The organism is Nonomuraea sp. NPDC050310 (assembly GCF_040655795.1).
Lineage (GTDB): Bacteria > Actinomycetota > Actinomycetes > Streptosporangiales > Streptosporangiaceae > Nonomuraea.
Window position 1 is genome coordinate 246,639 of record NZ_JBFAKP010000004.1, and the last position, 23,588, is coordinate 270,226.

35 protein-coding genes are annotated in these 23,588 nt (G+C 68.6%); 28 read left to right on the forward strand and 7 right to left on the reverse strand.

Annotation, left to right across the window (positions count from 1 at the left end):
• Positions 1–8 precede the first annotated feature (8 nt).
• The 17 genes from AB0I67_RS14260 (at position 9) to AB0I67_RS14340 (ending at position 15,504) form a co-directional block, all read left to right on the forward strand.
• Entirely contained in the window at positions 9–2,054 is a 2,046-nt protein-coding gene (locus AB0I67_RS14260) for a DUF935 family protein (RefSeq protein ID WP_357922926.1), read from the forward strand.
• Entirely contained in the window at positions 2,051–3,277 is a 1,227-nt protein-coding gene (locus tag AB0I67_RS14265; RefSeq protein WP_357922930.1) for a head maturation protease, ClpP-related, read from the forward strand. The genes AB0I67_RS14260 and AB0I67_RS14265 overlap by 4 nt, the downstream gene beginning before the upstream one ends.
• Position 3,278: 1 nt before the next feature.
• The gene (locus AB0I67_RS14270; RefSeq protein WP_357922933.1) at positions 3,279–3,659 is read left to right on the forward strand and encodes a capsid cement protein; all 381 of its coding nucleotides are present in this window, start codon (positions 3,279–3,281) and stop codon (positions 3,657–3,659) included.
• Positions 3,660–3,680: 21 nt separating this feature from the next.
• Positions 3,681–4,607, forward strand: a complete 927-nt coding sequence (locus AB0I67_RS14275; RefSeq protein ID WP_357922936.1) for a hypothetical protein — start codon at positions 3,681–3,683, stop codon at positions 4,605–4,607.
• 8 nt (positions 4,608–4,615) lie between these two features.
• The gene (locus tag AB0I67_RS14280) at positions 4,616–4,840 is read left to right on the forward strand and encodes a hypothetical protein (RefSeq protein WP_357922939.1); all 225 of its coding nucleotides are present in this window, start codon (positions 4,616–4,618) and stop codon (positions 4,838–4,840) included.
• Positions 4,841–4,903: 63 nt separating this feature from the next.
• The gene (locus tag AB0I67_RS14285) at positions 4,904–5,353 is read left to right on the forward strand and encodes a hypothetical protein (RefSeq protein WP_357922942.1); all 450 of its coding nucleotides are present in this window, start codon (positions 4,904–4,906) and stop codon (positions 5,351–5,353) included.
• Between the two features lie 9 nt (positions 5,354–5,362).
• Positions 5,363–5,821, forward strand: coding sequence for a hypothetical protein (locus AB0I67_RS14290; protein WP_357922945.1), 459 nt, complete (start codon positions 5,363–5,365; stop codon positions 5,819–5,821).
• Positions 5,822–5,831: 10 nt separating this feature from the next.
• Positions 5,832–6,242, forward strand: a complete 411-nt coding sequence (locus tag AB0I67_RS14295) for a hypothetical protein (RefSeq protein WP_357922948.1) — start codon at positions 5,832–5,834, stop codon at positions 6,240–6,242.
• A gap of 12 nt (positions 6,243–6,254) precedes the next feature.
• Positions 6,255–6,575, forward strand: coding sequence for a hypothetical protein (locus AB0I67_RS14300; protein ID WP_357922951.1), 321 nt, complete (start codon positions 6,255–6,257; stop codon positions 6,573–6,575).
• Positions 6,575–6,838, forward strand: a complete 264-nt coding sequence (locus AB0I67_RS14305; RefSeq protein WP_357922954.1) for a hypothetical protein — start codon at positions 6,575–6,577, stop codon at positions 6,836–6,838. Before AB0I67_RS14300 ends, AB0I67_RS14305 begins: the two co-directional genes overlap by 1 nt.
• Positions 6,838–7,392, forward strand: coding sequence for a hypothetical protein (locus AB0I67_RS14310; protein WP_357922957.1), 555 nt, complete (start codon positions 6,838–6,840; stop codon positions 7,390–7,392). The genes AB0I67_RS14305 and AB0I67_RS14310 overlap by 1 nt, the downstream gene beginning before the upstream one ends.
• On the forward strand, positions 7,389–7,835 hold the full coding sequence (locus AB0I67_RS14315) for a hypothetical protein (RefSeq protein ID WP_357922959.1): 447 nt from the start codon (positions 7,389–7,391) through the stop codon (positions 7,833–7,835). Before AB0I67_RS14310 ends, AB0I67_RS14315 begins: the two co-directional genes overlap by 4 nt.
• A 95-nt stretch (positions 7,836–7,930) precedes the next feature.
• Positions 7,931–8,059 (forward strand): hypothetical protein, encoded by a 129-nt coding sequence (locus tag AB0I67_RS14320; RefSeq protein WP_357922962.1) that lies wholly within the window; start codon positions 7,931–7,933, stop codon positions 8,057–8,059.
• Between the two features lie 20 nt (positions 8,060–8,079).
• Positions 8,080–11,121: a hypothetical protein gene (locus AB0I67_RS14325; protein WP_357922964.1), complete on the forward strand. Its 3,042-nt coding sequence runs from the start codon at positions 8,080–8,082 to the stop codon at positions 11,119–11,121.
• Complete coding sequence (locus tag AB0I67_RS14330) at positions 11,118–12,293, forward strand: hypothetical protein (protein ID WP_357922967.1); 1,176 nt, start codon at positions 11,118–11,120, stop codon at positions 12,291–12,293. The genes AB0I67_RS14325 and AB0I67_RS14330 overlap by 4 nt, the downstream gene beginning before the upstream one ends.
• A gap of 3 nt (positions 12,294–12,296) precedes the next feature.
• Positions 12,297–15,347: a fibronectin type III domain-containing protein gene (locus AB0I67_RS14335; RefSeq protein ID WP_357922970.1), complete on the forward strand. Its 3,051-nt coding sequence runs from the start codon at positions 12,297–12,299 to the stop codon at positions 15,345–15,347.
• Positions 15,340–15,504: a hypothetical protein gene (locus AB0I67_RS14340; RefSeq protein WP_357922973.1), complete on the forward strand. Its 165-nt coding sequence runs from the start codon at positions 15,340–15,342 to the stop codon at positions 15,502–15,504. Before AB0I67_RS14335 ends, AB0I67_RS14340 begins: the two co-directional genes overlap by 8 nt.
• Here AB0I67_RS14340 and AB0I67_RS14345 read toward each other — a convergent pair.
• Positions 15,501–16,121, reverse strand: coding sequence for a hypothetical protein (locus AB0I67_RS14345; protein WP_357922976.1), 621 nt, complete (start codon positions 16,119–16,121; stop codon positions 15,501–15,503). The genes AB0I67_RS14340 and AB0I67_RS14345 overlap by 4 nt on opposite strands.
• Before the next feature lie 211 nt (positions 16,122–16,332).
• Here AB0I67_RS14345 and AB0I67_RS14350 point away from each other — a divergent pair, with 211 nt between their 5' ends.
• The 10 genes from AB0I67_RS14350 to AB0I67_RS14395 all read left to right on the forward strand — a co-directional run bounded on the left by AB0I67_RS14350 (position 16,333) and on the right by AB0I67_RS14395 (position 21,177).
• The gene (locus AB0I67_RS14350) at positions 16,333–16,611 is read left to right on the forward strand and encodes a hypothetical protein (RefSeq protein ID WP_357922979.1); all 279 of its coding nucleotides are present in this window, start codon (positions 16,333–16,335) and stop codon (positions 16,609–16,611) included.
• Entirely contained in the window at positions 16,611–16,793 is a 183-nt protein-coding gene (locus tag AB0I67_RS14355; protein WP_357922982.1) for a hypothetical protein, read from the forward strand. The genes AB0I67_RS14350 and AB0I67_RS14355 overlap by 1 nt, the downstream gene beginning before the upstream one ends.
• Positions 16,783–17,121 carry a hypothetical protein gene (locus tag AB0I67_RS14360; protein ID WP_357922985.1) on the forward strand — a complete coding sequence of 113 codons (339 nt, stop codon included), beginning with the start codon at positions 16,783–16,785 and terminating at the stop codon, positions 17,119–17,121. The genes AB0I67_RS14355 and AB0I67_RS14360 overlap by 11 nt, the downstream gene beginning before the upstream one ends.
• On the forward strand, positions 17,114–17,254 hold the full coding sequence (locus AB0I67_RS14365; RefSeq protein ID WP_357922988.1) for a hypothetical protein: 141 nt from the start codon (positions 17,114–17,116) through the stop codon (positions 17,252–17,254). Before AB0I67_RS14360 ends, AB0I67_RS14365 begins: the two co-directional genes overlap by 8 nt.
• A complete protein-coding gene (locus AB0I67_RS14370) occupies positions 17,251–18,024 on the forward strand; it encodes a CHAP domain-containing protein (protein ID WP_357922991.1) in 774 nt (257 codons plus the stop codon). Before AB0I67_RS14365 ends, AB0I67_RS14370 begins: the two co-directional genes overlap by 4 nt.
• Positions 18,021–18,578, forward strand: coding sequence for a hypothetical protein (locus AB0I67_RS14375; RefSeq protein ID WP_357922994.1), 558 nt, complete (start codon positions 18,021–18,023; stop codon positions 18,576–18,578). The genes AB0I67_RS14370 and AB0I67_RS14375 overlap by 4 nt, the downstream gene beginning before the upstream one ends.
• A gap of 101 nt (positions 18,579–18,679) precedes the next feature.
• Positions 18,680–18,868: a hypothetical protein gene (locus AB0I67_RS14380; RefSeq protein WP_357922997.1), complete on the forward strand. Its 189-nt coding sequence runs from the start codon at positions 18,680–18,682 to the stop codon at positions 18,866–18,868.
• Positions 18,869–19,123: 255 nt separating this feature from the next.
• The gene (locus AB0I67_RS14385) at positions 19,124–19,333 is read left to right on the forward strand and encodes a hypothetical protein (RefSeq protein WP_357922999.1); all 210 of its coding nucleotides are present in this window, start codon (positions 19,124–19,126) and stop codon (positions 19,331–19,333) included.
• 398 nt (positions 19,334–19,731) lie between these two features.
• The gene (locus AB0I67_RS14390; protein ID WP_357923002.1) at positions 19,732–20,043 is read left to right on the forward strand and encodes a hypothetical protein; all 312 of its coding nucleotides are present in this window, start codon (positions 19,732–19,734) and stop codon (positions 20,041–20,043) included.
• 345 nt (positions 20,044–20,388) lie between these two features.
• The gene (locus AB0I67_RS14395) at positions 20,389–21,177 is read left to right on the forward strand and encodes a phage antirepressor KilAC domain-containing protein (protein WP_357923004.1); all 789 of its coding nucleotides are present in this window, start codon (positions 20,389–20,391) and stop codon (positions 21,175–21,177) included.
• 52 nt (positions 21,178–21,229) lie between these two features.
• Here the strand turns inward: AB0I67_RS14395 and AB0I67_RS14400 are convergent, their stop codons facing one another.
• On the reverse strand, positions 21,230–21,415 hold the full coding sequence (locus tag AB0I67_RS14400) for a hypothetical protein (protein WP_357923007.1): 186 nt from the start codon (positions 21,413–21,415) through the stop codon (positions 21,230–21,232).
• Positions 21,416–21,526: 111 nt separating this feature from the next.
• Between AB0I67_RS14400 and AB0I67_RS14405 the strand changes: the two genes are divergently transcribed.
• A complete protein-coding gene (locus AB0I67_RS14405) occupies positions 21,527–21,784 on the forward strand; it encodes a hypothetical protein (RefSeq protein ID WP_357923010.1) in 258 nt (85 codons plus the stop codon).
• A 57-nt stretch (positions 21,785–21,841) separates the two neighbouring features.
• On the opposite strand, the gene AB0I67_RS14410 is transcribed toward AB0I67_RS14405, so the two are convergent.
• The 5 genes from AB0I67_RS14410 to AB0I67_RS14430 all read right to left on the reverse strand — a co-directional run bounded on the left by AB0I67_RS14410 (position 21,842) and on the right by AB0I67_RS14430 (position 23,584).
• Positions 21,842–22,024 carry a transposase gene (locus AB0I67_RS14410; RefSeq protein ID WP_357923014.1) on the reverse strand — a complete coding sequence of 61 codons (183 nt, stop codon included), beginning with the start codon at positions 22,022–22,024 and terminating at the stop codon, positions 21,842–21,844.
• Between the two features lie 576 nt (positions 22,025–22,600).
• Positions 22,601–22,750, reverse strand: coding sequence for a hypothetical protein (locus AB0I67_RS14415; RefSeq protein ID WP_357923016.1), 150 nt, complete (start codon positions 22,748–22,750; stop codon positions 22,601–22,603).
• An 80-nt stretch (positions 22,751–22,830) separates the two neighbouring features.
• A complete protein-coding gene (locus AB0I67_RS14420) occupies positions 22,831–23,040 on the reverse strand; it encodes a hypothetical protein (protein ID WP_357923019.1) in 210 nt (69 codons plus the stop codon).
• A 99-nt stretch (positions 23,041–23,139) separates the two neighbouring features.
• Positions 23,140–23,388: a hypothetical protein gene (locus AB0I67_RS14425; RefSeq protein WP_357923022.1), complete on the reverse strand. Its 249-nt coding sequence runs from the start codon at positions 23,386–23,388 to the stop codon at positions 23,140–23,142.
• 19 nt (positions 23,389–23,407) lie between these two features.
• Complete coding sequence (locus AB0I67_RS14430) at positions 23,408–23,584, reverse strand: hypothetical protein (RefSeq protein WP_357923025.1); 177 nt, start codon at positions 23,582–23,584, stop codon at positions 23,408–23,410.
• Positions 23,585–23,588: the final 4 nt, after the last annotated feature.

Below are 23,588 nucleotides of genomic sequence, written 5' to 3' on the forward strand. Positions count from 1 at the left end.
GAGGACTCGTGATCGGCAGTCCTCCGACCAACGACATCGGGCACCTCGACACCTTGTACGGGCCATGGGTCAGCGACTGGCAGGAACTCATCCCTGACCTGATCTTCCCGACGAGCGTCCAGACGTACGCGCGGATGCGCCACGACCCGCAACTCACGGCGGTCCTGTCGGCGTACACGCTGCCGATCCGCAGGGCGACGTGGGTTATCGACCCGGCGGGCTGCCGTGACGAGGTCGTCCGTCTCGTCTCCGAGGACCTCGGTCTGCCTGTGCTCGGCGCGACGACCGGGCCGACCCCTGCGCGGCGTTCAGGCGTCCGCTGGGACGACCACCTGCGTCTGGCGCTGCTGTCACTGGTCTACGGGTTCATGCCGTTCGAGCAGCGCTACGAGATCCGCAACGGCCAGGCCCGGCTCGTGGCTCTCGGTGAGCGGATGCCGCACACCATCGGCGACATCAAGCTCAAGCAGGGCGGGGTTGTCGAGTCCATCTCGCAAGACCTGATCGGTACCCGCCCGATCCCGGCCAGCAGGCTCGTCTGGTACGTCCACGACCGCGAGGGCGCCAACTGGGCGGGCAGGTCGATGCTGCGTCCGGCGTTCGGGCCGTGGCTGCTCAAGCACGAGATGTGGCGCGTACACGCCACGTCGATCCGCCGGTTCGGCATGGGCATCCCGTCCGTCGAGGCCCCCGCGGGCGGGACCCCGGCTCAGGTCGCGGAAGCTCAGCGGCTCGCCTCCGCGATGCGCGCCGGCGACACCGCGGGCGTCGGGCTCCCCGCAGGCTTCAAGCTCGCCGTCACCGGCATGACCGGCTCGGTCCCGGACGCGATGGCGTTCATCTCCTATCTCGACCAGCAGATGAGCCGCTCTGCCCTCGCTGGCATCCTTGATCTGGGGGAGACCCGCAACGGCAGTCGCGCGCTGGGTCAGACGATGCTGGAGATGTTCCTGCTCAGTTTGCAGGCCATCGCCGACGAGATCGCCGACACCGCCACCTCTGGCCAGCCCGGCATGCCCGGCATCGTCACCAGCCTTGTGGACTTCAACTGGGGCGAGAACGAGCCCGCGCCACGGATCGTGTGCACGGACGTCGGGGACCGGCATGAGGTCACTGCAGAGGCGCTCGACCAGCTCCTCACCTCCGGCGCCATCTCTCCGGACCCGGAGCTGGAGGCGTACGTCAGGACTGCGTGGGGGCTGCCCGCGCGTGCCGCCCGACCGTCCCCACCGGTCGAGCAGCCGCAGGCGAGACGTGTGCGGCATCTCGCCCGAGCACGCCCCCACGCTGCCGCCTCCGAAGGCCAGAGGCGGCCCCTCACCGCCGCCGAGCAGGCTGCGGGGACCGACTTCACCGCCGTCCAGGAAGCCTGGCAGGCCGCCCTGGACGCGCTCCTGGAGGCGTGGGAACAGATCTCGGCCGAATGGCGCGAAACGCTCGGCGACCAGATCGCCGCCGCGATCGAAGCGGGCGACCTGCAAGCCCTCGCCGCGATGAGCCTCGACAGCCAGGACGCCACCGACGTCCTCACCGTGGGCATGCTCGAACTCGCCGAACAGTCCGCGGCGCAGGTGGCAGACGAGGCCGCCGTGCAGGGCGTCGAGGTCGAGCCGCCGCCCGTGGATGAAGGGCTCCTGGGCGCTGTGGCTGCGACCGTGGCCGCGCTGCTGGCCGTGTGGCTGGCAGGGGCAGCCGCACGAGAGGCGCTCAGGCTCGCCGTACCGGGCTCAACCGGGCGACAGGTGGCCGACGGTGTTACCGCCCACCTGGAGGGGCTGTCGGACGCGTTCCTGCGCGAACAGTTCGGCGCCGTCCTGTCCACCGCCCAGGCCAGCGGCCGGTTCGCCGTCCTCGACGCCGCCCCCAAGGCCGAGTACGCCGCCAGCGAGGTCCTCGACCAGGCCACCTGCAAGGCGTGCAAGGACATCGACGGCACCGTCTTCGACGACCTCGACCACGCCAAAGCCACCTACGCCAACGGCGGATACATCGACTGCGAAGGACGCCTGCGCTGCCGCGGCATCGTGATCGCGCTCTGGAATGGAGAAGCATGAGCAGGCTGAGATCTGCGCGTCCGCAGGCCCGCTCGGGAGTCTCGGACTGGTACCGCATCCGCAACCTGGCCGACGACACCGCCGAGGTCGTCATCTACGACGAGATCTCCTGGTGGGGTGTGTCCGCGCAGCAGTTCCTCAAGGAGCTGCGCGACATCAGCGCCAGCCAGATCACCCTCCGACTGAACTCGCCGGGCGGGGACGTATTCGACGGCATCGCCATCTACAACCTGCTGCGCTCGCACCCGGCGCAGGTCACCACCTACGTGGACTCGCTCGCCGCGTCCATCGCCTCGGTGATCGCTCTTGCGGGCGACAAGGTGGTGATGCAGCCCCACAGCCAGTTCATGATCCATGACGCGTGGGGGATGTGCATCGGCAACGCCGCCGACATGACCGAGATGGCCACCCAGCTCGGACGCCACTCCGACAACATCGCCGCCATCTACGCCGACAAGGCGGGCGGCACCGTCGCCGAGTGGCGCGAGCGCATGACCGCGGAGACGTGGTTCACCGCCGACGAGGCTGTCGCAGCAGGTCTCGCCGATGAAGTACGCGAGCACCAGCGGGCCGCCGACGCCGCCCCCGTGCCGCAAGCCTCGTGGGACCTGACCATGTTCCGCTACGCCGGACGCGAGCACGCCCCGGCACCCGCCGCACGAGCGGCACTCCAGACTCCCCCGGCCGAGCCGGCCGCGGGGCCCACCGATCAGGAGGAGGACATCGTGTCCACTCTCAACGAGGGGCTGCGTGAGCGGCTCGGCATCGCCTCAGACGCCGAGCTCGATGACGACGCCCTGCTCGCCGCCCTCAATGAGGCGCTTGCCGAGCGGGCAGAACCGCCCGCGCCCGAGCCCGTCCCTGCCCCGGTGCAGGAGTCAGTCGCTGCCCGCTTGCCCGAGGGGACGGTCCTCATCGAGCAGGCGGTCCTCGACGACCTGCGCGGCAAGGCCGCTCTGGGCGCGCTCGCTCACGAGCGGCAGGTGAACGAGGACCGGGACCGGGCACTCGACGAGGCCATCAAGGCGGGCAAGTTCCCGCCGGCCCGACGCGAGCACTACGCCCGCATGTGGGATGTCGACCCGGAGGGAGCGCGGCAGGTGCTCGCGTCGCTCGCCGAGGGCACTGTCCCGCTCGCCGATCTGGGCGAGCCCGGCGGCGAGCCGGACCAGTCCGGTGACAACGCCTTCTACGACCGCATCTTCACCACTCCGGGGGCCTGACATGGCTGACTACCTGCCCGTGTTCCCGAACGGCATGGAGCCGTTCACCATGACCGCCTCCGCCGCCGTCACTGGTGGCCAGGTCGTATTCGCCTCCGGCGTCGGCACCGTCGCCCCCACCGCAGGCGCGAACGGAGCCTCCATCGGCGTCGCTGCCGGTGACGCCGGGGTCGGCGCCCGGGTTGCGATCTGGCCGCTGTCCGGTGTCGTCCATGAGACGACCACCCCCGCGGGTGTCACCGCCGGGGCTGCGGTCACCTCGTCCACGGCCGGCGGTGTCGACTCCAGCACCCTGGCCACCGTCGCCGCTGCGGGCACGCACCTCGGGACGGCGCTGACCACGGCCACGGCCACCAACAAGGTCCGCTGGATCGGCCGCTAACTCCCGAAAGGAACGAGCACCATGCCCGTGAACCCCCCGCAGGCTCCCACCCTTTCGGGTGACCTGCTGACCATTCATCGTTTGCTCCAGTCACCGACCCAGATTCAGCGGCGGCTGCAGACGATCCAGGATCTGCGGTTCGTCGCCGACAAGATCCTGACCGCCCGCTACCGGTCGTCTGGCGGCGCCGTTTTGTACGACGTCAGCGAGCCGATCTTCAACACGCGCGAGGTTGAGTCCGTCGCCCCGGGCGCCGAGTACCCAAAGGACGTCACCCCCGAGGGCGCCGCTGCGCTCGCTGCAGTCTCCAAGTGGGGCCAGGCGACTCAGCTCACCGACGAGCGGATCAAGCGCAACGCCCGCCCCGGCGACGAGCTGGACCGGGTGCTCCGCAAGGTCGTGAACACGATCATCCGGAAGGTGGACTCGATCACCATCTCGGCCGTCGCGTCCGCCGTCACTGCCACCAGCCCGGCCGTGGACAACTGGGACGTGTCGACCGCGAACATCCTGCGCGACATCGAGACCGCGGAGGCCGCCATCGAGGACCTCGACATGGGCTACAACCCGGACTCGATCCTCATGTCGTCCACCAAGTACGCGTTCATGGCGTCCGACGACAAGATCGCCACGCTGCGCCGCCGGGAGACGACCGACAACCCCATCTACGGCGGGGACATCGAGATGCTCGGCAACCTCAAGGTCATCGTCGCCCCCGCATCGCGGCTCCCGTCCAACGACGTGTGGGTGTTCGACTCCACCCAGCTCGGTGGCATGGCCGACGAAGCCGAGGTCGACCCCGGCTACACCGTCGGCGAGATGGCCGTTCAGATCCAGTCCGAGCGGATCGCCCGCCGTGACGCCTGGGAGGTGTGGGGCCGCCGGATCACCGTGCCGGTCATCCAGGAGCCCGGCGCCGCTGTCAAGATCACCGGCACAAACCCGTAGGAGGAGACATGGCCACCGAATACGAAGTTGTCGGCGAATACATCGTCCACATCCCCGTCTCCACCTCGAACGGGACCATGCTCGTCGACCTTGCCAAGGGCGCCATTCTGCCCGAAGGCGTCCCCCAGGAGCGGATCCAGCACCTGCTCGACTCCAACCTCATTGCAGAGGTTGGCAAGAGCCAGGACGCCAAGGCCACGGCCAAGCCCGCCCCTCGCAAGAGCGAGCAGTAGCCGCCTCAGGCCGGGCGACTCCCCGCGCCCGGCCTGAGCACAACCACATAGCGAGGAGGGGCCGTGGCTCTGCCGTCCTGGGCGCCAACACTGGAGCACGTCGCCGACCACATCCCCACCCGCACAAGAGACAGGAACGCGCCCGGTTCGGACGTGCTGTTGATGACGTTCACCGCGTCCACCACACCCACCGACGAACAGGCATGGCGCTACATCGCCGGCGCCGTGGCGTGGACGTTGGCGGGGATCGGCGGCGTCCTCTCGGCAACCCCGCTCCACCTGGCCGATCTGGCGACGCGCACCGCTGCACTTCGGGCCGCGGCAGACATCGAGCTCGCCTACCCGGACCGCAACGCCGACGTCAGCGTCTACGAGCAGCTCAACCAGCGGGCCAAGGACGCGCTCAAGGTACTGGTCGACGGCTGCAACGACGCCGGCGGCGGCACCGAGGGCAACCTCGTCCCGATCTACTCCTTCCCGGACCCGGCCCTGTACGGCGACTACCCCCTGTAGGAGGCGGCCATGGTGGGTGCGGGTGGGCGCGGGTTCGACTTCCGCTTCAACGAGCGGGAGCTGCAGGAGCTGCTGCACGGCCAGGACGGGCCCGTCGCCCGACACCTGGCCCGCTGCGGCGAGGTGGTCACCCAGGGCGCGAAGCGGCGTGCGCCGGTCTCGCCCCGCGGGTCAGGCGGACGCGGGTCCGGCTACCTCCGGTCGAAGATCGGCTGGCAGCTCGGCCGGGACGAGATCGGCTTGTACGTCGACATCGCCTCCGCCGCCCGAACGCCGCAAGGCGAGCCGTACGGCCTGTTCGTCGAGGTCGGCACACGACCTCACGTGATCCGCCCCCGGACGCCGGGCGGCTGGCTGAGGTGGGTCGGGAGCGACGGCAAGGTCCACTTCGCCCGCCAGGTCCACCACCCCGGCACCGCGGCCCAGCCGCACCTTCGCCCTGCGCTCGACGACCTGCGGGGGGCGTGACATGCCTCGCGTGGCCGCAGTCACGGCTGTGCGGGAGTGGGTCAACGCCCAGCGCGGCACCCTGACCGGGCCGGGCACGCCGATCCCCCAGGGGGCGTTCAGGCAGCAGGTCCGCTCCACCGCCGACGGCGCGTACGTGGTGCTGTCTCGCGTTGGCGGAACCGGGGACCTGTTCGCCGAGCGCCCCGCAGACCGCGCCCGGATCAGCGCCTCCATCTACGCCGGAACCGACGGCGCCGCCGAGCTCGCCGCGGTGGCTTACGCGAACGCGGTCGAAGCGCTCTCCGGCACACGAACACCGATGGGGGACGCGACGTGCCTGGTCGCGGACAACGTCACCGGCCCGCTGCTGGTGGACAACCACGACACCGACCGCGAGCAGTTCCACTACGTGGTCGACGCCGACTTCTATCTGATCTAGCTGGAGGAACCCATGGCGGCTCTCGCCTTGCAGGTGCTGGTGCCGGGCGGCTCAGCATCGACCCTGACCGCCGCCGCGGGCGGCGGCGACACCGCGCCGTGTGGGGACGGCAACTTCCTGGAGGTGCTGAATGGCGATGCGTCCTCAAAGACGGTCACGCTCGCCACTCCGGCCACCTTCCACGGTCTGGCCATCTCCGACCGTCAGGTGACGATCCCCGCGGGAGAGCGGTGGAAGATCCCCCTCCCGGTCAGCGTGTACGGGCAGGACGTCGCCATCACCTACTCCGCGGTCACGAGCGTGACCGTCGGCGTCTTCAAGATTTCCTCCTGATGGCCGGCAGGAACACGCCGAAGCGGGAACAGCAGAGCCCGCCCGCCTACTACGTCGCCACGGAGCCGCTGTTCATCGGCGGTCAGTTCGGGCGCGCGTTCAACGTGGGCGACCGGGTGCCCGTCGAGCACGTCGACCGGTACGGCTGGGCCGACAAGGTCCGCCGATCCGACGAAGCCCCCAGCGAGCAGGACCAGCCTCCAGCCGCCCCCCAGAACGAGCCTGAAACCGATCAGGCCACCAGCAAGGAAGGTGAAGCCTGATGGCTCGTGGAAACCCGGACGCTGTCGCGCTCGGCCCCGGCATTCTGTACGTCGCCGTGCTCGGCACCACCGAGCCCACCGACCTGACCACGCCATGGGCGTCGGTCAGCGCGAACTGGATCCCGCTCGGCTATACCGACGAGGGCTCTACCTTCACGTACTCGGTCGAGTCGGAGAACGTGGAGGTCGCCGAAGAGCTCGACCCGATCGCCATCGCGCTGACGTCCCGCGAAGGGATGATCGCGTTCGCGCTCGCTGAGATCACCGCGAGCAACCTGAAGCGGGCCTTGAACGGCGGCACTATCACCGCAGGGACCGGTATCGTCACCTTCGAGCCCCCCGACTTGGGCGAAGAGGTCCGCACCATGCTCGGCTGGGAGTCCGAGGACGGCACCGAACGGTGGGTGTTCCGCAAGGCGCTCCAGCAGGGCAACATGGAGATCAACCGCCGCAAGGGAGCCGAGAAGGCCACCATCGCGTGCGAGTTCAAGCTGGAGAAGCCCGCCGGGGCCAAGCTGTTCAAGGCCATCCTCGCCGCCCCGACGAGGGCATGATGACCAGACGCTCCTACACCTCGACCGGCCACAAACGGACCGAGGAGCCGCTCGGCTTCGAGCTGGACGGCGTCGCCTGGGAGTGCGAGGCCCAGATGAGCCTGCTCGACTTCTCCGAGTTCGCCCGTCTCGCCGTCCAGGGCGTCGACTCCGAAAGCGCGGAGGGGCTGGCGATCCTCGCTGAGCTCTACCAAGGGCTCCTGGGGTCGAGCTACCAGCGGTTCCGCGCACACTGCCGTAAGCACGGCACCAGCGGTGAGCAGCTCATGCTCATCGTGCAGGACCTCGCGGGGGATGCCGCTGCCCGCCCTACCGAGAGGCCCTCGGACTCTACCGATGGGCCGCTGCCCGAGGCGGGTACTGCGAGGGTCGTTTCCTTCTCGCGGGGCACCGTCGAGGAGAAGCCGCAGGAGGAGACGCCTCAGGTGGTCTCCTACGGCTGAGTGACCTGCCGCTGGCCGACTGGTGCGACGTCGTCCACGCCCTGTGGATCGAGTGGCGGCAAACCACCACGCAGACGGTGGCGCTACTCGCCGCGGTGAACGCACTCAAGGAGATTGAGCCAGACCCGCACGAGGTGTTCCTCGACGTCTTCACCCCCGCAGCGCCGGTCAAGCAGGACCCGGAAGAGCGCCGCTTGCTGATCGCCCGACTGGCCGCCATGTAGACCCGCGCGAGGGGGTGCCCATGGCCGCCCTCGCCGAGGCGTTCGTCCGCGTCCGAGCCGACACCCGGGGCGTCAGGGAAGACGTCCGAGACGACTTTCGGGACGCCGGCCGCGGCGCCGGAGACGAGTTCGGCAAAGGCTTCACCCGCGATGCCCAGGGCCGGCTGCGGGACGAGCGCGGCAAGTTCGTGTCCGAAGGCCGCAAGCTCGGCGAAGGCGCCGGGCAGGGGTTCAACGACGGGTTCGGCGGCTCCCTCAAGAGCAACCTGGGGCGCGTCGCCGGCAGCGTCTTCGACCTTCTCACCCCGCGCCTGGCCGGCTTGGCAGGCGGGTTCGGGAGTGCCGCGGGGGCTGCTGGTGGGCTGACCGCCAGCATCGGCAAGCTCGCTCTCACCGCAGGCGCGTTGTCGACGCTGGCCGCAGGGGCGGCTTCGGCCGCCTCCAGCATGGTCGCGCTCGGCGCTGCTCTCGCGCCCGCCGCAGGCGCTATCACGGCGCTGCCGGGCGCGATGCTTCTTGGCGCCGCGGCGATGAGCACGCTGCGGGTGGCGCTCGTCGGCGTGTCCGACGCGTTCAGCACGGCGCTGACCGGGTCGGCAGCCGACTTCGAGAAGAGCCTGGAGAAGCTGTCGCCCGCTGCGCAGGGCGTCGCTCGGGAGTTGCGGGCGCTCAAGCCTGCGTTCGAGGGCCTGCAGAAGGCCGTCCAGGGGGAGTTCTTCGCTCCGCTCGTCGGTCAGCTCACCAGCCTTGCTTCTGCACTGCTCGGCCCTGTCAAGCAGGGCATGAGCGGGGTAGCAGCCGAACTCGGCACCGCCGCCCGCCGGATCGCCGAGTTCGGCCGCTCCGCCGACACCGTGGCTGCGGTCCGTGCGGTGTTCGGCGACATGCGGCGCATCATCTCCGGCCTGTCGCCGTCCCTGCAGCCGCTCCTGTCCGGCTTCCGGGATCTGGGCGTGGTGGGGTCTAAGTTCCTGGCGGGGCTCGCCCCGGAGGTGGCCTCACTCGCCACGCGGTTCGGCGAGTTTCTGTCGAAGGCGGCGGAATCTGGCCGGGCGCTGCAGTGGATGGAGTCCGCTCTCACCGTCATCAAGGCGCTCGGGTCGATAGCCGCCGACGTCGGAGGGATCCTCAAGGGCGTCTTCGGCGCCGCGCGGGAGTCCGGGTCCGGTCTGCTCGGGGTCGTCGGCCAGCTTGCCGACAGCTTCAACAAGTGGACGAACTCGGCGCAGGGGCAGCGGGTTCTCGTCACGATCTTTCGTTCGCTGAATGACATCGGCAAGGCGATCGCCCCGGTCATCACGGCGATCGTCGGCGCGATCGCCAAGATCGCCCCGGAGGCGGCGAAGGTCGCGACGGTTTTTTCCGGCGTGCTCGTCACCGCGATCCGTGCCTTGGGTCCGGCGGTCGCGGCTGTCGGGCCGGGCCTGGTGGAACTGATTCGCGGGATCGGGGCGGGCGTCACCGCGCTTGCGCCCGCCCTGGCCCCGCTGGGCCGGACGATAGGAACGGCGTTCGCGCAGCTCAGCCCCTTGTTTGCGGCGATCGGGCAGGGGATTGCAGCGCTGTTGCCCGGGGTGCAGATGTTCATCCAGGCGTTCGCCGAGGGGCTCGCGGCGCTCGCGCCGGCGATGGCGCCGCTCGGCGCGGCCATCGGTGGGATCTTTACCGCGCTCTCTCCTCTGCTGCCGGTGTTCGGCCAGCTCGCCGTGGTGATAGCTACGTCCTTGGCCGAGGGCATTCAGACGCTGCTGCCTGGCCTGACGCTGCTCGTGCAGGGTTTCGCGGCGGCCGTTCCGATCATCGCGCCGCTCATCCCCAAGGTCATCGCCCTGGCGGCGGTGCTGCTCAACGACCTGATGACCGCAGTCGGCCCGCTGCTGCCGGTGCTTGCGCAGATCGCCTCGGTGCTGGGCCAGTTCCTGGTGGAGGCCCTCGCCCTGCTGATCGCGGCGATCCGGCCGCTGCTTCCGGCCTTGTCGCAGATGTGGCAGACGATCGGCCCGCAGCTCGCCACGGCACTCCAGGAGCTGCTGCCGGAGATTCTGCTGGTGGTGCAGGCGTGGCTGTCGCTGCTGCCCGCGCTGCTGCCGTTGATCCCGCCGCTGACGGAGCTCGCGGTGCAGGCGCTGCCGATCATCCTGGAGCTGATCAAGGAGCTGGCTCCGTGGGTGCAGGAGTGGTCGCGCGCCTACACGGAGCTGATCAAGCAGGTCATTCCGCTGGTCCCGAAACTGCTGGAGCTGGCGGTGGCGATGGCGCCGATGGTGGCGCAGGGCCTGCGAATCGTCATCATGATCAACGACAAGCTGCTACCCGCCTTCACCAAGATCATCGACACGGTGATCCCCGTCGTGAAGAAGGTCGTCGAATGGTTCACCTGGCTCTTCGACAAGCTCGTCGGCAACTCGATCATCCCCGACATGGTCAACAAGATCGGCGACTGGATCGCCAAACTTCCCGAGATGTTCAGCCGCTGGATCGGCCAGGCGAAGGACTGGGCCATCAGCAAGTTCAACGAGCTCGTCTCCTGGGTCTCAGGCCTGCCCGGACGCATCCTCTCCGCGCTCGGCAACATGGGCTCACTGCTCTACAACACAGGCCGTGACCTCGTCCTGGGCTTCTGGAACGGCATCGTCAGCCTGTGGAACTGGCTGGTCTCCGAAGTCCAAAACCTCTTCGGCGGACTCGCCGGCTGGGCCAAGAGCATCCTCGGCATCGCCTCTCCGTCGAAGGTGTTCGCCGCCATCGGCAAGGAGCTGCCGCGCGGCATGGTCGTCGGCATCAAGGCGGAAGAGCCGCTCGTGAAGGCCGCAGCCCAGCACATGGCGGGTGTCGCCACTGACGTGGCCATCCCGGCTCAGGCCGGTGCGGTCGACCGCGGCGTGTTCGCGAGCGCAGCCATTCAGGCCGGCGCAGGCGGGGAGGGCAGGGTGTTCCACATCGACAACCTGACCATCCCCGTGCAGGGGATCATCGACCCGAACGACCCTCTGTCGTGGCGTCGGTTCGCCGTGCAGTTGAAGGAGACGCTGATCGGGCTGGAGAAGGAGGCGTACGCGTGAGCGATGTGCGCCTCGGCCGGCTGCTGCTGCGGGAGACGTTCGGCCTGTCGGAGCAGCCGGGCCAGTTGGAGCTGTCCGGCAAGGAGGTCGTCCCGCTGATCACGCGGGATGACCTGCTGGACCGGCACGACCACGTCATCGGCTCGCCTGGTGGTCTCGTCGCCGCGGTCTGGGATGAGAAGTCGGAGCGGAACGGCTACTACACGATCCGGTCGGCGAGCTCGGACTACCTGGACCGTAAGGCGCAGGGCATCGCCTGGATCAACTGGAAGCTGTCCCTGGTCCGGCATGGGTCCGACACGGACGTCGACCTGGAGAGCAGGCTGTCCGGCGCCGTGCGCGCCAACGACTTCGCCCTGGCGGGGGAGCGCTGGTCGGCCCCGCCGATCGGGCACTACGCCTACTACACCGGATCGACCTCGCCGACGATCCTCACCCGGGCCTCCGCCGATGGGACGATCACCGTGTACCGGGGTGTCCCGTCCGGGGTGTCCCCACGCTGGGGATGCGCTGTGGACGACTGGCTGCGAGGGCGCGTCCGCATCCTCACCCTCGGCACCGAGCGGGTCGGCGTGTCTCACAACCTGGCCACGGACCACTGGGAGTTGTCGAACGCGCTCGTCCGGGTCCGTCCGCTTTCATCTGGCGGAAGCTTGGAGATCGCGTCGTTCACGAGCGGATTGTGGCGCCCGAAGGCATGGTGGGTGGACATCGGCGGCGTGCAGGTCACCTCGTGGGAGTCCGCGAGCATCCTCCGCAACGACCTGGAGCAGGGCATCGTCCGGCTCACAGCTTCACGCTCGCCGGTCGGCAGGGTTGTCCTGGACCTCACCCTCCGGCGCGGCTCTCGCTTCGTCGAGGGGCACCTGCAACGCGGCGACTCCGGCGCCCTCAGCTTCTACCTGGCCAACGCCGAGACCATGACCGATGCCACCTCGTACGTGGTGAAGACGACGAACGACGCCGACGGCAACCGCGCCATCGCAGGCTCGCCCCGGAACTTCGACCCCCACGCGTCCGGCGGGCTCACCCGCACCGCGTCCACGTCGCTGACCTTCTTCGCCGGCGTCGTCGCCGGTGGGGGATCAGCAGTCGCAGGCGACCAAGCCACCCACCTCCGGGACCAGTTCATCGGCGCCCTCCCCGAGATCACCGCAGCCGTCAGGAGGTAGCCCGTGCCGGTCACTGAGGTGCTGATGGGGCTCGGCTCGTGGGGCGTCTCCCTGACGGAAGAGACGCCGCGCGAGGTCCTCGACCGCTTGCAGTACTTCGGCCACGTCGCGTTCATTGCTGGGCGACTCTCGCCTGCCGAGTACGGCGACAACCTGCTGTCCACAGCCCGCTACGTGGGTGTGGTGACGAAACGGGAGACGGAGCAGGCCGCCAAGGTCGGCGGTCAGGGCATGGCCGTCTGGCTGGGCGACGCCGACGACAAGGGCGAGGTCCTAGAATCCGCTGTCGTCATCACGGGGCAGACGTTCGCGAACGCGGTCAGGCAGATCTTGGGGGCGTCCACGGCGGTCGTCGAGGGCACCTTCCACTCCGGTGTGGCCGGCACGTACACGGGCCGCCATCAGTGGCAGTCCAAGAGGAAAGCGATCGACCGCATCGCCCAGTTGATGGGCGGGGAGTGGCGGGTAAACGGTAACGCGACCTTGGACGTCGGTCCGGCTTCGGCGCTGTTCTCGGCTACACCGTCTTGCGTGATTCTGCGGCAGGGCGCGGTCGGGCGGGACCTGGATCTGACGGGCCTGCCCGGCGACATGGCTCTTACTCGGGACGTCGAGGACTGGACCACGCGCGTGGTTGTCCTGGCCGAGGGGGAAGGGGAGTCGACGGCTACGGGGAGCGCGAATATCGCGTCGAATCCGTATCTGGATCTGCGTGGCCAGCCGGTGTTGAGGACTCGGCTGGTGTCCGAGTCGACCACGAGCGCGGGGAACGCCGACGCGAGCGCGCAACTGCAGCTCAACCGCTTCTCAGGGACCCGCAACGCGCTCCGTTTGTCGACGACGGACTACGAGCTGCGGTCGGTGTCCGATGACGTGCGGGGGTCGGTGGAGCCGGGCGACTGGGTGTGGGTGTGGGACCCCGACTCCGGACTGTTCGACATCAGCGCCGAGGTGACGTTCCGGGGCGAGCGGCTGAACCCGATCAAGCTGCGGGTGGTGGAGACAAGCTGGCCTGTCGGTGAGGGGATGACGGTCGCCTACCGCCACCAGGACGGCACGTGGGTGGACCTGACGCCGTACGTGCGGTGGGAGTCTGGGGCGACCACGGTCACGGTGGGGGAGCTGTCTCGGAGTCTCACGAACGCGGGCACGGAGCCGGTGGGGCCGCGCCCCATCCCGGATTCGACGATCCCCGGGGTTGTGAGCTGGGATCTGCCGTTCACGACCGGTGTCTACCTGGACGTGGCGGGGAACTCGCGCGCCCGGATGATCGTCGCCTGGGATCTGCCGCTCAACTCTGACGGGTCCACGATCCTCGACGGCGACCACTACGAGGTGCAGTACGGGCTGAGCCCGGCCACCAACTGGCAGACGACGTACGCGCCGTGGGGGACGCTCCAGGCTGAGGTTCTCGATCTGTCGCCGGGCGTGGATTACGACTTCCGGATCCGCGCGGTGGACACCTCGGGCAACCAGGGTGCGTGGTCTGCGGTGGAGACGGCGACGGCGAACCCGGACACGATCCCGCCTTCGACGCCTGCTCCGCCTACGGTGGCGGGGTCGCGGCTGGCGATCCAGATCACGCACACGCTCGGCAAGGCGTCCGGCGGGACGTTCAACCTGGAGCTGGATCTGGACCATCTGGAGGTCCACGTCGGCGCTTCGTCCGGGTTCACGCCGGACTCGACCACCCTGAAGGGGAAGGTCGCCGCCAACTCCGGCATGATCAACGGGTTGATTCCGGCGGTGGGCACGGTCGAGGTGGAGGAGACCACCGTTCGACACGTGAAGGTCATCGCGGTGGACCTTGCGGGCAACCGCTCCGCTGCCTCAGCTTCGGCGACGGCGACTGCGCTGCTGATCGACTCGGCGCACATCTCCGACCTGATCGCCTCGAAAATCACGGCAGGCACGCTCAGCGCCAACATCATCCTCGGCGCGGCCATCCACACCGCCGCCTCTGGCCAGCGGGTGGAGCTGAACCAGACCGGACTGCATGGCTTCAACGGCTCTGGATCCGAGCTGGTGTCGCTGCTGAATACGGGTGCTTTCAGCCTCCGAAGCGCCATCTCGGGAGCGCGGGTCGAGCTTGACGGCACGAACGGGTTCAGGGCGTTCAACAGCGGCGGCACCCAGACGGTTGCCCTCTCGACGACCGGAGCGTTCACCCTGCAGACGGGAACCTCGGGAGCGCGGCTCCAGCTCGACGCCAACGGGTTGCGCGCCTACAACTCCAGCAACCAGCAGACGGTGGACATCGCGAGCGCGAGCGGGAACGTCACGCTCGTCGGTCAGCTTTCGACAGGCTTCTCGGGCAAGCGGATCGTGTTCAACCCGGCAGGGTCGGCGAGCCCGGAGATCCGGTTCTACGCAACGAGCGGCAGCGAGGTCGCCACGATCACCTCGACCAGCAACACCACCGACTACGTCGGCATCTTTCAGCGGACCAGCACCTACTCAGACATGTTCAGCGTGTTCGAACTCTATCCGGATGTGATTCGCCTGAATCACACCGGAGATGTCGGCGGCTTCGCTGGCGCCCTGATCGAGATGAGTCCCGTTGAGGTGCTGCTGCAGTGCATGAACAGCGGCGGTACCGCCACCCAGTTCCGGGTCACGCCGACGGGCGTCACCATCAACGGAGTCAGTCATAAAAGCTTCATCATCCCTCACACCGACGACCCGGACCGCTACCTGATCCACGGCTGTACCGAGTCACCCCACAACGGGGTCGAGTACTGGGGCGAAGCCGACCTCGACGGCCAGGGCGCGGCGGTGGTGGAGCTGCCGGGCTACTTCGAGCCCCTCACCACCATCGAGGGACGCTCGGTGCTCGTCACCCCGGTTGGGACGGCAGCCCGAGCCGTGTCCGCCACCACGCCCCGAAGCGGGCGGTTCACCATCCACGGCACGCCGGGGCAGCGCGTCTCCTGGCTCGTCAAGGCCATCCGCCGCGACGTACCCCCGTTGCTGGTCGAGCCCCGCCGTGACCAGGTCAACGTGTACGGGGATGGCCCGTACCGCTACTACACCCTCAAGGAGCCCCGTGGCTGACACCAGCATGAGCGTCCCCCTGGAAGGCGTCATCGACGCCGTCGCCGCCCAGCGCAACGCAGCGCTGGATGAGGTCGCCCAACTCCGCGCCGTCCTGCGAGGGGTTGTGGAGGAGCGGGACAAGTACGCCGCAGAATTGCAGGCGCTGAAGGACTAGCGGGTCGGGGTCGGGACCATGAACGAGGGCGTGCTTCCCGCACACGTGCCCTTCGCCTTCCTGGCCTCGACGACCTGCTCCACAGTGCCGGACTGGTACTCCTGCTGCTGATCCGCCGCAGGCACGTACCGCCACCGTCCGCCCTCGTACACGAAGTCGAACGTGAACGCGCCGATCAACCGGTTCGCCTGCACCTTCGCCGAAACTCCGGTGATGGCGACGCTCTGGATCGTGAACCTGATGTTCTCCGCGATCGGCTTGCACAGCTCAAACAGCCGCACGTAGCCGTCCCGCGAGATCGACGCCTGAGCCTGGGACGACCACACATCCCAGAACTGCCCGTACTGGCCGGACGAGTACAGGTCGAACGCCGCCTGTGCCACCTGCTTCACGGTCGCCTCATCCCGGCCCTGCTCCTCCTGCGGAGGTTCCTGCGCTTCGGGCTGCTCGGGCGAGTCAAGCTGCTCAGCGACCGCAGCGGTCCCGCCGCCGGTGTTGCGTGACTGATCGAGCACCACGAGCGTCGCCATGACCGCCAACCCCATCAAGACGATGGTGCCGGCGAGGATCCAGACCGGCGTGTAGTCGCGCCTGTGCGGCTGCTGGGGGTGGCCCATGGGTGGTCTCCTCGTCGCGGGTGGGACTCCTGAGACGCCTGTCGCGAGCGCCCGGTTTACCTGAGAACCATGTCCGATCCCGGACACCTGATCGTGCCGTCCGCGACACAGGGGTGTGCGCGGGACTCGCGGGCGGCACCCAAACCACACCACAAGGGGGCAATGCGTGGAATGGGCACAGCTCCCTATCGTCCAGCTAGGAGCGCTCGGCGTGCTCCTCGGAGTCGTCTGGATGATTTTCAGCGGGCGGCTCGTACCCCGCTCCCACCTGGAGGACGTGCGCGCCGACCGGGACGCCCGCATAGCCGAGGCACAGAAGGACGCCGAAGAGTGGCACGCCCTGTACGTCAGCGAGTGCGAGTCCCACGGGGTCACCAGACGCGCCTACGCCGAGGAGCAGCGGGCCGCTCTGCTCGCGAGCACTGAAGGCGCTCAGATCGCCGGCGCGCTCCTTACCGAGATCCGCAATCGGCAGATCGAGGCGAGCTGATGGACGACCTGAACGAGGCCAGGCGGGACGCCGAGGAGTCCGCCGAGCGTGCACGCAAAGAAGCGCGCGAGGCCCTAGCCAGGGCGCGCAAGGCTCGCTCGCTGGCGCAGTGGCTGCGCCGGCTGCGTGAAGAGAACGGCTTCGACCGGCTGTTCGAGGAGGCGTACGGGCGTGGACGTTGAGCTTGTGCGCCACCTCGGCACGGTGGAGATCGTGGTGACGATGGCGATGGCCTGGCTGGTCGTGATCACCCACCACCTGCTGTCCAGGTGGAGCAGCACGCCGGGCGGCCGGCACGCCTTCACCTTTGAACTGGTGCTCGCCGCCTGCCTCTCCTTGTGGGCCGTCCGGCTGATTGTCCCTGACGGTGACTGGTTCCTGGTGGTGCGGCTGGTCGTGTTCGGCGGCGTTCCACTGGTGCTGTTCTGGCGCTGGCTGATCATCGTGCGCGTGTGGCGGACCGCCCGCCGGCAGCGCACCAAGACCCACGAGGAGGACCCCCATGAGTGACGAAGAGGCGGCACTGACCCGGCAGTTCGTCGACCGGCACGAGTGGGGGCCGAGCGAGGCAGACGAGGAAGAAGTGCTGCAGCGCCTCTACGGGGACCCTGACGAGCACGGCATCTACCGGGGGCAGCCGTGAGCGGAGACAAGGAGATGCTCGCCGCGGCGGTCGCTGACCTCGGCATGGCGGGCCGGCCGAACCCGGTCACGCGCGAGTACGCGGCCCGGCACGGCAACGAGTACCTGGAAGCGCCGTGGTGCCAGATGGGCGTTACCCGCTGGGCGCACAAGTCGGGGAACGCCGCCGCGGTCCTGCCTGCCGGGGACCGCGCATACACGGTGTGGCACGCAGAGGACGGTGCCCGGCTCGGGCTGTGGCATCCCGGCACCGCGGAGGCGCTGCGCGAGCATGCCCGCCCTGGCGCGGTCATCTACTTCGACTGGGCCGGCACCGACCGGCGGGCCGCTATCGACCACGTGGGGATCGTCGAACGCAACCTCGGCGATGGCCGCGTGCAGACGATCGAGGCGAACACGGGCGACGCGTGCAAGCGCAGGGTGCGCGGCCCGTCGGTGATTGCCGGCTTCTGGAATCCGCCGTACGAGAAGGAGGACGACGTGGGCGCCAAGGAGATGTGGCAGCACGAACTGAAGGTGCCGTTCGGCTCGGCGGAGAACCCGTCCTGGCAGGCGGGGAACCTGCTGGTGAACGCGGTCAAGCTTGTCCTGGAGCAGCGTAAGACGCTCGCCGAGCTGGGCGCGAAGGTGGACGCCCAGACGGCGGCGATCCAGGCGATGGCCGAGGCCATGGCCCGCCAGGACAGCGAGATCGACGTGGAAGCGCTGGTGGCCCGGATCCAGCAGGAGATCGGCCGCATCCAGGTGCGCCTCGATGTGAGCGACGCGTGAGGCCGCTCATCCGGGCCTGGCCTGACGTCCCGTCTCTGCGCGCCGCGGCGTTGGCGGCGGCGGTGGAGATGCACGTCGCGCTCGGCACTCACCATCTGCAGCTCGGCGTCGACCGCGAAGAGACCACCACCGAAGCGGAGAACGCGATCCGGGTCACGGCCAGCAAGTTCGCCGCCTGGCTGGCCGGCACCGCGCGCATGCACCTCATCCCTGGCCCCGTCGTAGACGAGGCCACAGGCGAAACCATCCATGAAGGAGTAGATCCCATGCAGATGAACACTGGTCAGAAGTTCACCGTCGAGTGCGACACCGAGGACGCTGCCGGCTTCGACACCGTCGAGTCCATCGAGTGGTCCATCGACAACGCGGACGTGGCCACGCTGCAGGTGTCGGAGGACACCCGCTCGTGCACGGTCGTGTCGGGCGCGCCCGGGTCCGCGGTGCTGACCGCGTCCATCGCGGCCCTGGGCCTGTCCGCGACCCTGGCTGTGGACGTCGTCCCCGCTGGTACCGCGACGATCGAGCTCGTCGCCGGTGACGTCGTCGACGAGTGATTGACGGCGCGCTCCTGCAGTACGTGCTGCGGGTCTCCGCCCAACACGGGCGTTCCTCTCATCCCGCTCCCGAAGGGGAGCCACCCCCTGAGGAGGGGATCATGAAGGTAGGCAAGTACGCGAAGACGGTGATAGCCGCTCTCTTCGCCGCTGTTGTGGTGGCCAAGTCCGCCGTCACCGACCAGGTGATTACGCCGCAGGAGTGGATCGATATCGTCCTGGCGGTGCTCACAACGCTGGGTGTGTGGGCGGTCCCGAACGCGACGCGGTCGGACAGCCTGGCTCCATAGCCCGTCATTCTGTCGGTGCCGGCCGCTACCGTGCGGTCAGGGTTCCGTCCGGTCAGTCGGAACTTGGGGCGCGGGTTCCACGGACCACCCGCGCCCCAACCATCAAGCCGGACTTGATCGTTCGTCCTGCGGCCAGGGCAGTTCAACAGAGTCGGGCCAGGTCAGAGCCTCGCGCAAGATCGTAATTGATCGTATTTGTCGAAAATACACACCCCAGCGTTCGAAACCGAACCACCATGGAGGAGGTTCGAACTCGTGCCCTCCGACTTCTTCGACGACCTCCGTCGCTCCCTGGACGAGCCTCCCCAGAAGAACCAGGCGCTCGCGGACCTTGCGGCCCTGAACCGCAAGGTGAAGGACGAGGTCTGGACGTACCAGCCGCCAGTGATCTCTCGAAACGTTGCCGAGCTCCTTGGCATCCCTCTCAGCGACCCGGACGTAGAACAGGAAGTGCGGGATGAGTAGAGGCTCCGGAGCCCATCGCTTGTGGCTGTGGTGGGGAGAGGCGCACCTGACGCTGGCAGGCCGCGACCTCGTTCTCCCCGGCTGGCCCTGGCGCGTCTACTGCGCAGCGCGCGGGCACTCGGTGACCGATGACCAGTGCAGGGAACCCGGCCACCGCTACTGCTGGGTGTGCAACACGTCCACCCCGTACGCGGCGGTGAGCTGATGGACGACCTCAGGGACCGCTACAGCCGGGCGATCGCCCGCCACCGAGCCCTCCGCGACTCGCTCGCGCCACGGGAAGAGCCGGTGCGCACACCGGAGGAGCAGGCGGCGCTACAAGCCGAACTGATGGCCGAGTACGAGCACTGGAAACCCTTTCGGCAGAGGGCGAACGCTGGAGGACTGGGGGGTCCGTGATGGCCCGCATGCTCGGCCGGAAGGTCTGGGACCGGGTCGCCTGTACGTGCTGCAACGGCCCGAGAACCGCGAAGGTGGAACGGGCCCGCGAAAAGCGCGAGCTCGCCCGCGAACTGCGCCCTGAAAGGCTGCTGCCAACGGCAGAGCCGGGCGGCGGCCACTGCCTGCACGGCTGCTACGGCGAATGCCTCGACTCCCTCTGGGGCGACGACCGGTGCTCGTTCTCCTGCCACCCTGACGGGCCGGTGAACGAGGAGCAGTACCGCGCGCTGCGAGCTGCTAATTCGGCTGTAATTAGCAGCTCGCGTTGATAAGCCCGTGCGACACCTAAAGGATCTAATCAACATCCCCTCGTCCGCTTCGGGTGGGCGAGTGCCACCCTCCCCGGGTGATGCGAAGCCCCGCTCGTCCTTCGGGACGGGCGGGGCTTTTTCGTGCCTACATTCCCCAGCGAGCGAGAAGGTTAAAGGGGGATATGTGGTCCACGAGCCTGGGTTTTGTTCCCGGGAGGCGTGTGACTCTTGTCCCAGTCGAAACGTCCCGGATGTGCGCTTTGGCTCACTGTGAGCCCTGGGAGAATCGTTCCAACATCGGTTGAAGCCCGGCACCTGCGCGAACAGGCCCGGGAATGGCCAACCCTTCCAAGGAGAGTTGACGTGTCCGAAAATACCAGCGTCCTGTCGGCGTCCGTAGACCGGGGGTCCCAGGTTGGCGACTCGCCGTTTGACCGGATCCGGCGCGAGGATGAGCAGGGCGAGTACTGGATGGCCCGCGAGCTCCAGGAGGTCATGGGCTATGACCAGTGGCGCCGCTTCGAGGACTCGATCGAACGCGCCGTCCGATCGGCGGAGAACACCGCCACCTATTCTGACCAGGCTTTTTGCCGGGTCCGGCAAGAAGGTACGGGCGGAGCTCCTCGTAGCGACTACCGGCTGAACCGGTACGCCGCCTACCTGGTCGCGATGAACGGCGACCCGAACAAGCCGCAGGTCGCCGCCGCCCAGTCGTACTTCGCCGTCCGCACGCGCGAAGCGGAGATCGCCACCAACCGGCCGATGAGCGAACTCGAGATGGCGCGCAAGTACGTCGCGGTCCTCGAGCGAGAACAGCAGCTTGCCAAGGAGCTCGAGGTCGCCAAGCCCAAGGCCGGCAAGTGGGACGCCTACTGCAACTCCGAGGGGCTCATCGGGATGACGGAGGTGGCCGACATCTTCGGCACCAACGTCAAGACTCTGACCAACTGGCTGGTGGAGATCAACCTGTTCAGGCGTCAGGTGTCCAAGGCGGGCGGTTCCAGGAACCTGCCGAGGACGACGAGCCAGAACTCGGGTCACTTCGTCGTGAAGACCGAGACGAACAACGGGGTCATTTTCCCGGTCGCGTACGCCACTCCTCAGGGCGTGGACCTCATGGCGGACCTGTGGGGTCGCCAGACCAAGGAGTAACCACTGAAGGCCCCGTCCTGCCGAGGGAGGACGGGGCCTGTTGTCGTTTCGGCTACCGGTAGGGGTGCCGCCTGGAAGCCTCGCTCGCCGGCCCACTCAGCCCGGGCGGCGGGGTCTCCTCGTCCAGCGCCTCCTGCACCCGCAGCATCAACCTCAGCCGCTGCTCGGCGGACAGCGCGGCCCACTCCTCGTCGCTGAGGCCGCCCCGGGTAACCGCCTCTTCTGTGTCGTCGTCCACGTCTCCACCATGCCCGCGAGCGACGGTGGCCCGCAGGCGTGTCCCGGAGATCCCCCCTGTCCGCGTCTGCGTAGACTCGCGGCCAGCACCACGCACCACCAGGGGGAACACATGGCCGACGGATACCCGACGCACGAGCAGACCGAGCGCTTCAAAGCAGCCAACGCCCGCGTCCAGGAGATCATCGCGAAGATGCCGTCCGCCCTCGACATCATCGAGGGGCGGGCCGAGCGCGATGAGGCCCTCATCGCCGAGCTCGCCGCAGCTCGGGCTGAGCGCCTGGAAGCGATGCGGGAGATGCACAACCTGCGGGGCGGCTCGTGGGGCGATATGGAGCGCCCAGCGAAAGCGCCGGATCCTGGTCGGTAGGTCCTCGTACAGCAAAACGCCCCTGTCCCGTGGTGGGCAGGGGCGTTTCTCGTTGCGTTACGCCGGCTCTTCCACGAGGGCGCCGAGGTCTACGCCCAGCCCCGCCAGTTCGGCGACGTCCCGGCAGTAGCCGCGCACCACCCTGCGGTCGCCGTAGATGCGGGACACCCGAAGGACCTGGCGACCGTCCAGGATGATCGCCTCTACCTCGTAGCCGTCAGGGGAGCGCCAGATGCCCATGACGCACAAGGTAGACGCTGTGGGGCGATGCACAAGCCGCACACAAAGCGAAGCGCCCCTGCCCTGGTACGACAGGGCAGGGGCGCTCTTGCGCCTCCTACTGGACGCAGGCGTCGCAGGTAACCATCAACATCGTCCCCGTGGACCTGTCCACGCTGGACACCTTCTTGGCCCCGAGACAGCGGCTACAGACGCCTGCTGCCGCCCACACGGTGGAGCCCCATCTGCGGTCCTCCCACACCGGCGGGGGGCCGTCGGGGGGAGTGGGCTCCTGTGCGGGTTCGTGCTCCCCGCCGACCCAGCCCCGGCCCTGGCAGAAGCGGCACGCCAGGAACAAGGGGCCGAGCTGGTCGCCCTTGTCGCCGTGGCATTCGGGGCAGGTGATCGGGTCTGTCATTTGCGTCCTGATCCGTTGCAGGTAGTGCACTTCACCCAGACTGACTGCTTCTTGCTGTCGCCGTTGCGGTCCATCCACTCGCCGCCTGCGCCGTTGCATCCGCCGCAGATGGGCGGGGGAGGGGGTTTCTCCTCGTCCTTCTTTCCCACGTTACGCCTCCGTCTCGTCTAGGTGGAGCGTTACCCGAGACGCCTGAGCGCGTCCAGGGCGTCGGCCTCGCGGCTGAGCGGGTCGACCTTGTTCAGGTCCTTGTCGAGCGGGCCGTCATAGCCCGAGTCCCGGATTTCCTTCAACCGTTGATGCTTGGGGTCTTTGTCGAACAGCCCCATCTCTCCTCCTCTCGTTGGAGCGCTCTGCTCCGGACGTCCCTCCCAGCCCCAGGTGAGAGGGACATCCGCAACCTCAGCGCTCAGGCGCAATCACGGCACACGTCGTCGCCCTGACGATTCGTGGTGGTGGCCTCGTAGTCGCCGCAGTTGTCGCACCACTTCTTGCCGCTCCGCTCGCCCGTCAGGGCGTACTGGGCCCGGTCGTGGTCGCCTGGCGTCCGGGAGGCGGGGGACTTCGTGAGTGCCCTCTCGCCGGCCATCCGGGAGAGGTCGTTCCTGTCGCTGCTCATGGGTGTTCTCCTCGTAGCGGTGCTGCTTGATTGGGGAGCGCTCTGCTCCGGGCACCCGCCCGGCCGGGGAAGCGCCGGGCGGGCACCCGCAACGGACGCTCAGCCGCCGTTCAGTAGCCGGCGCCGGAGCCCGGCCTTGCCGCCGGCTCGGGCCAGCGCCTCGTCCAAGAGCTGCTGCGCGCGGTCCTCGCCGACCTCCCGGACGAGCTGGGCCTGCGCCTGGCGGCGCTCGGCCGACTTGCCGGTGGTCGCCTGGTCGGCGAGAGCGCGGTGACGGGCGTCCTTCGCTGCCGCGGCCTGCAAGATGACGGCCTGCGTCTGGGTCAGGCGACCCTTGAAAAGTGCCATCGTGATCTCCTCGGTGTGTTCAGCCTTTCCGCAGTTCAGCCGCGCCGGCCCGCCGGCTGGCGGCGCCCTGGATGAGCTGGCGGGCGACCCGCTTGTCAGGCTCTTTCTCCGCGACGGCCTCCAGCAGCCGCGCCTCCTGCTCCAGGCGCTTGGCGGCTGCCTCTCCGGCGCGCTGGGCGGCTCGGTTCCATCTCATGGCG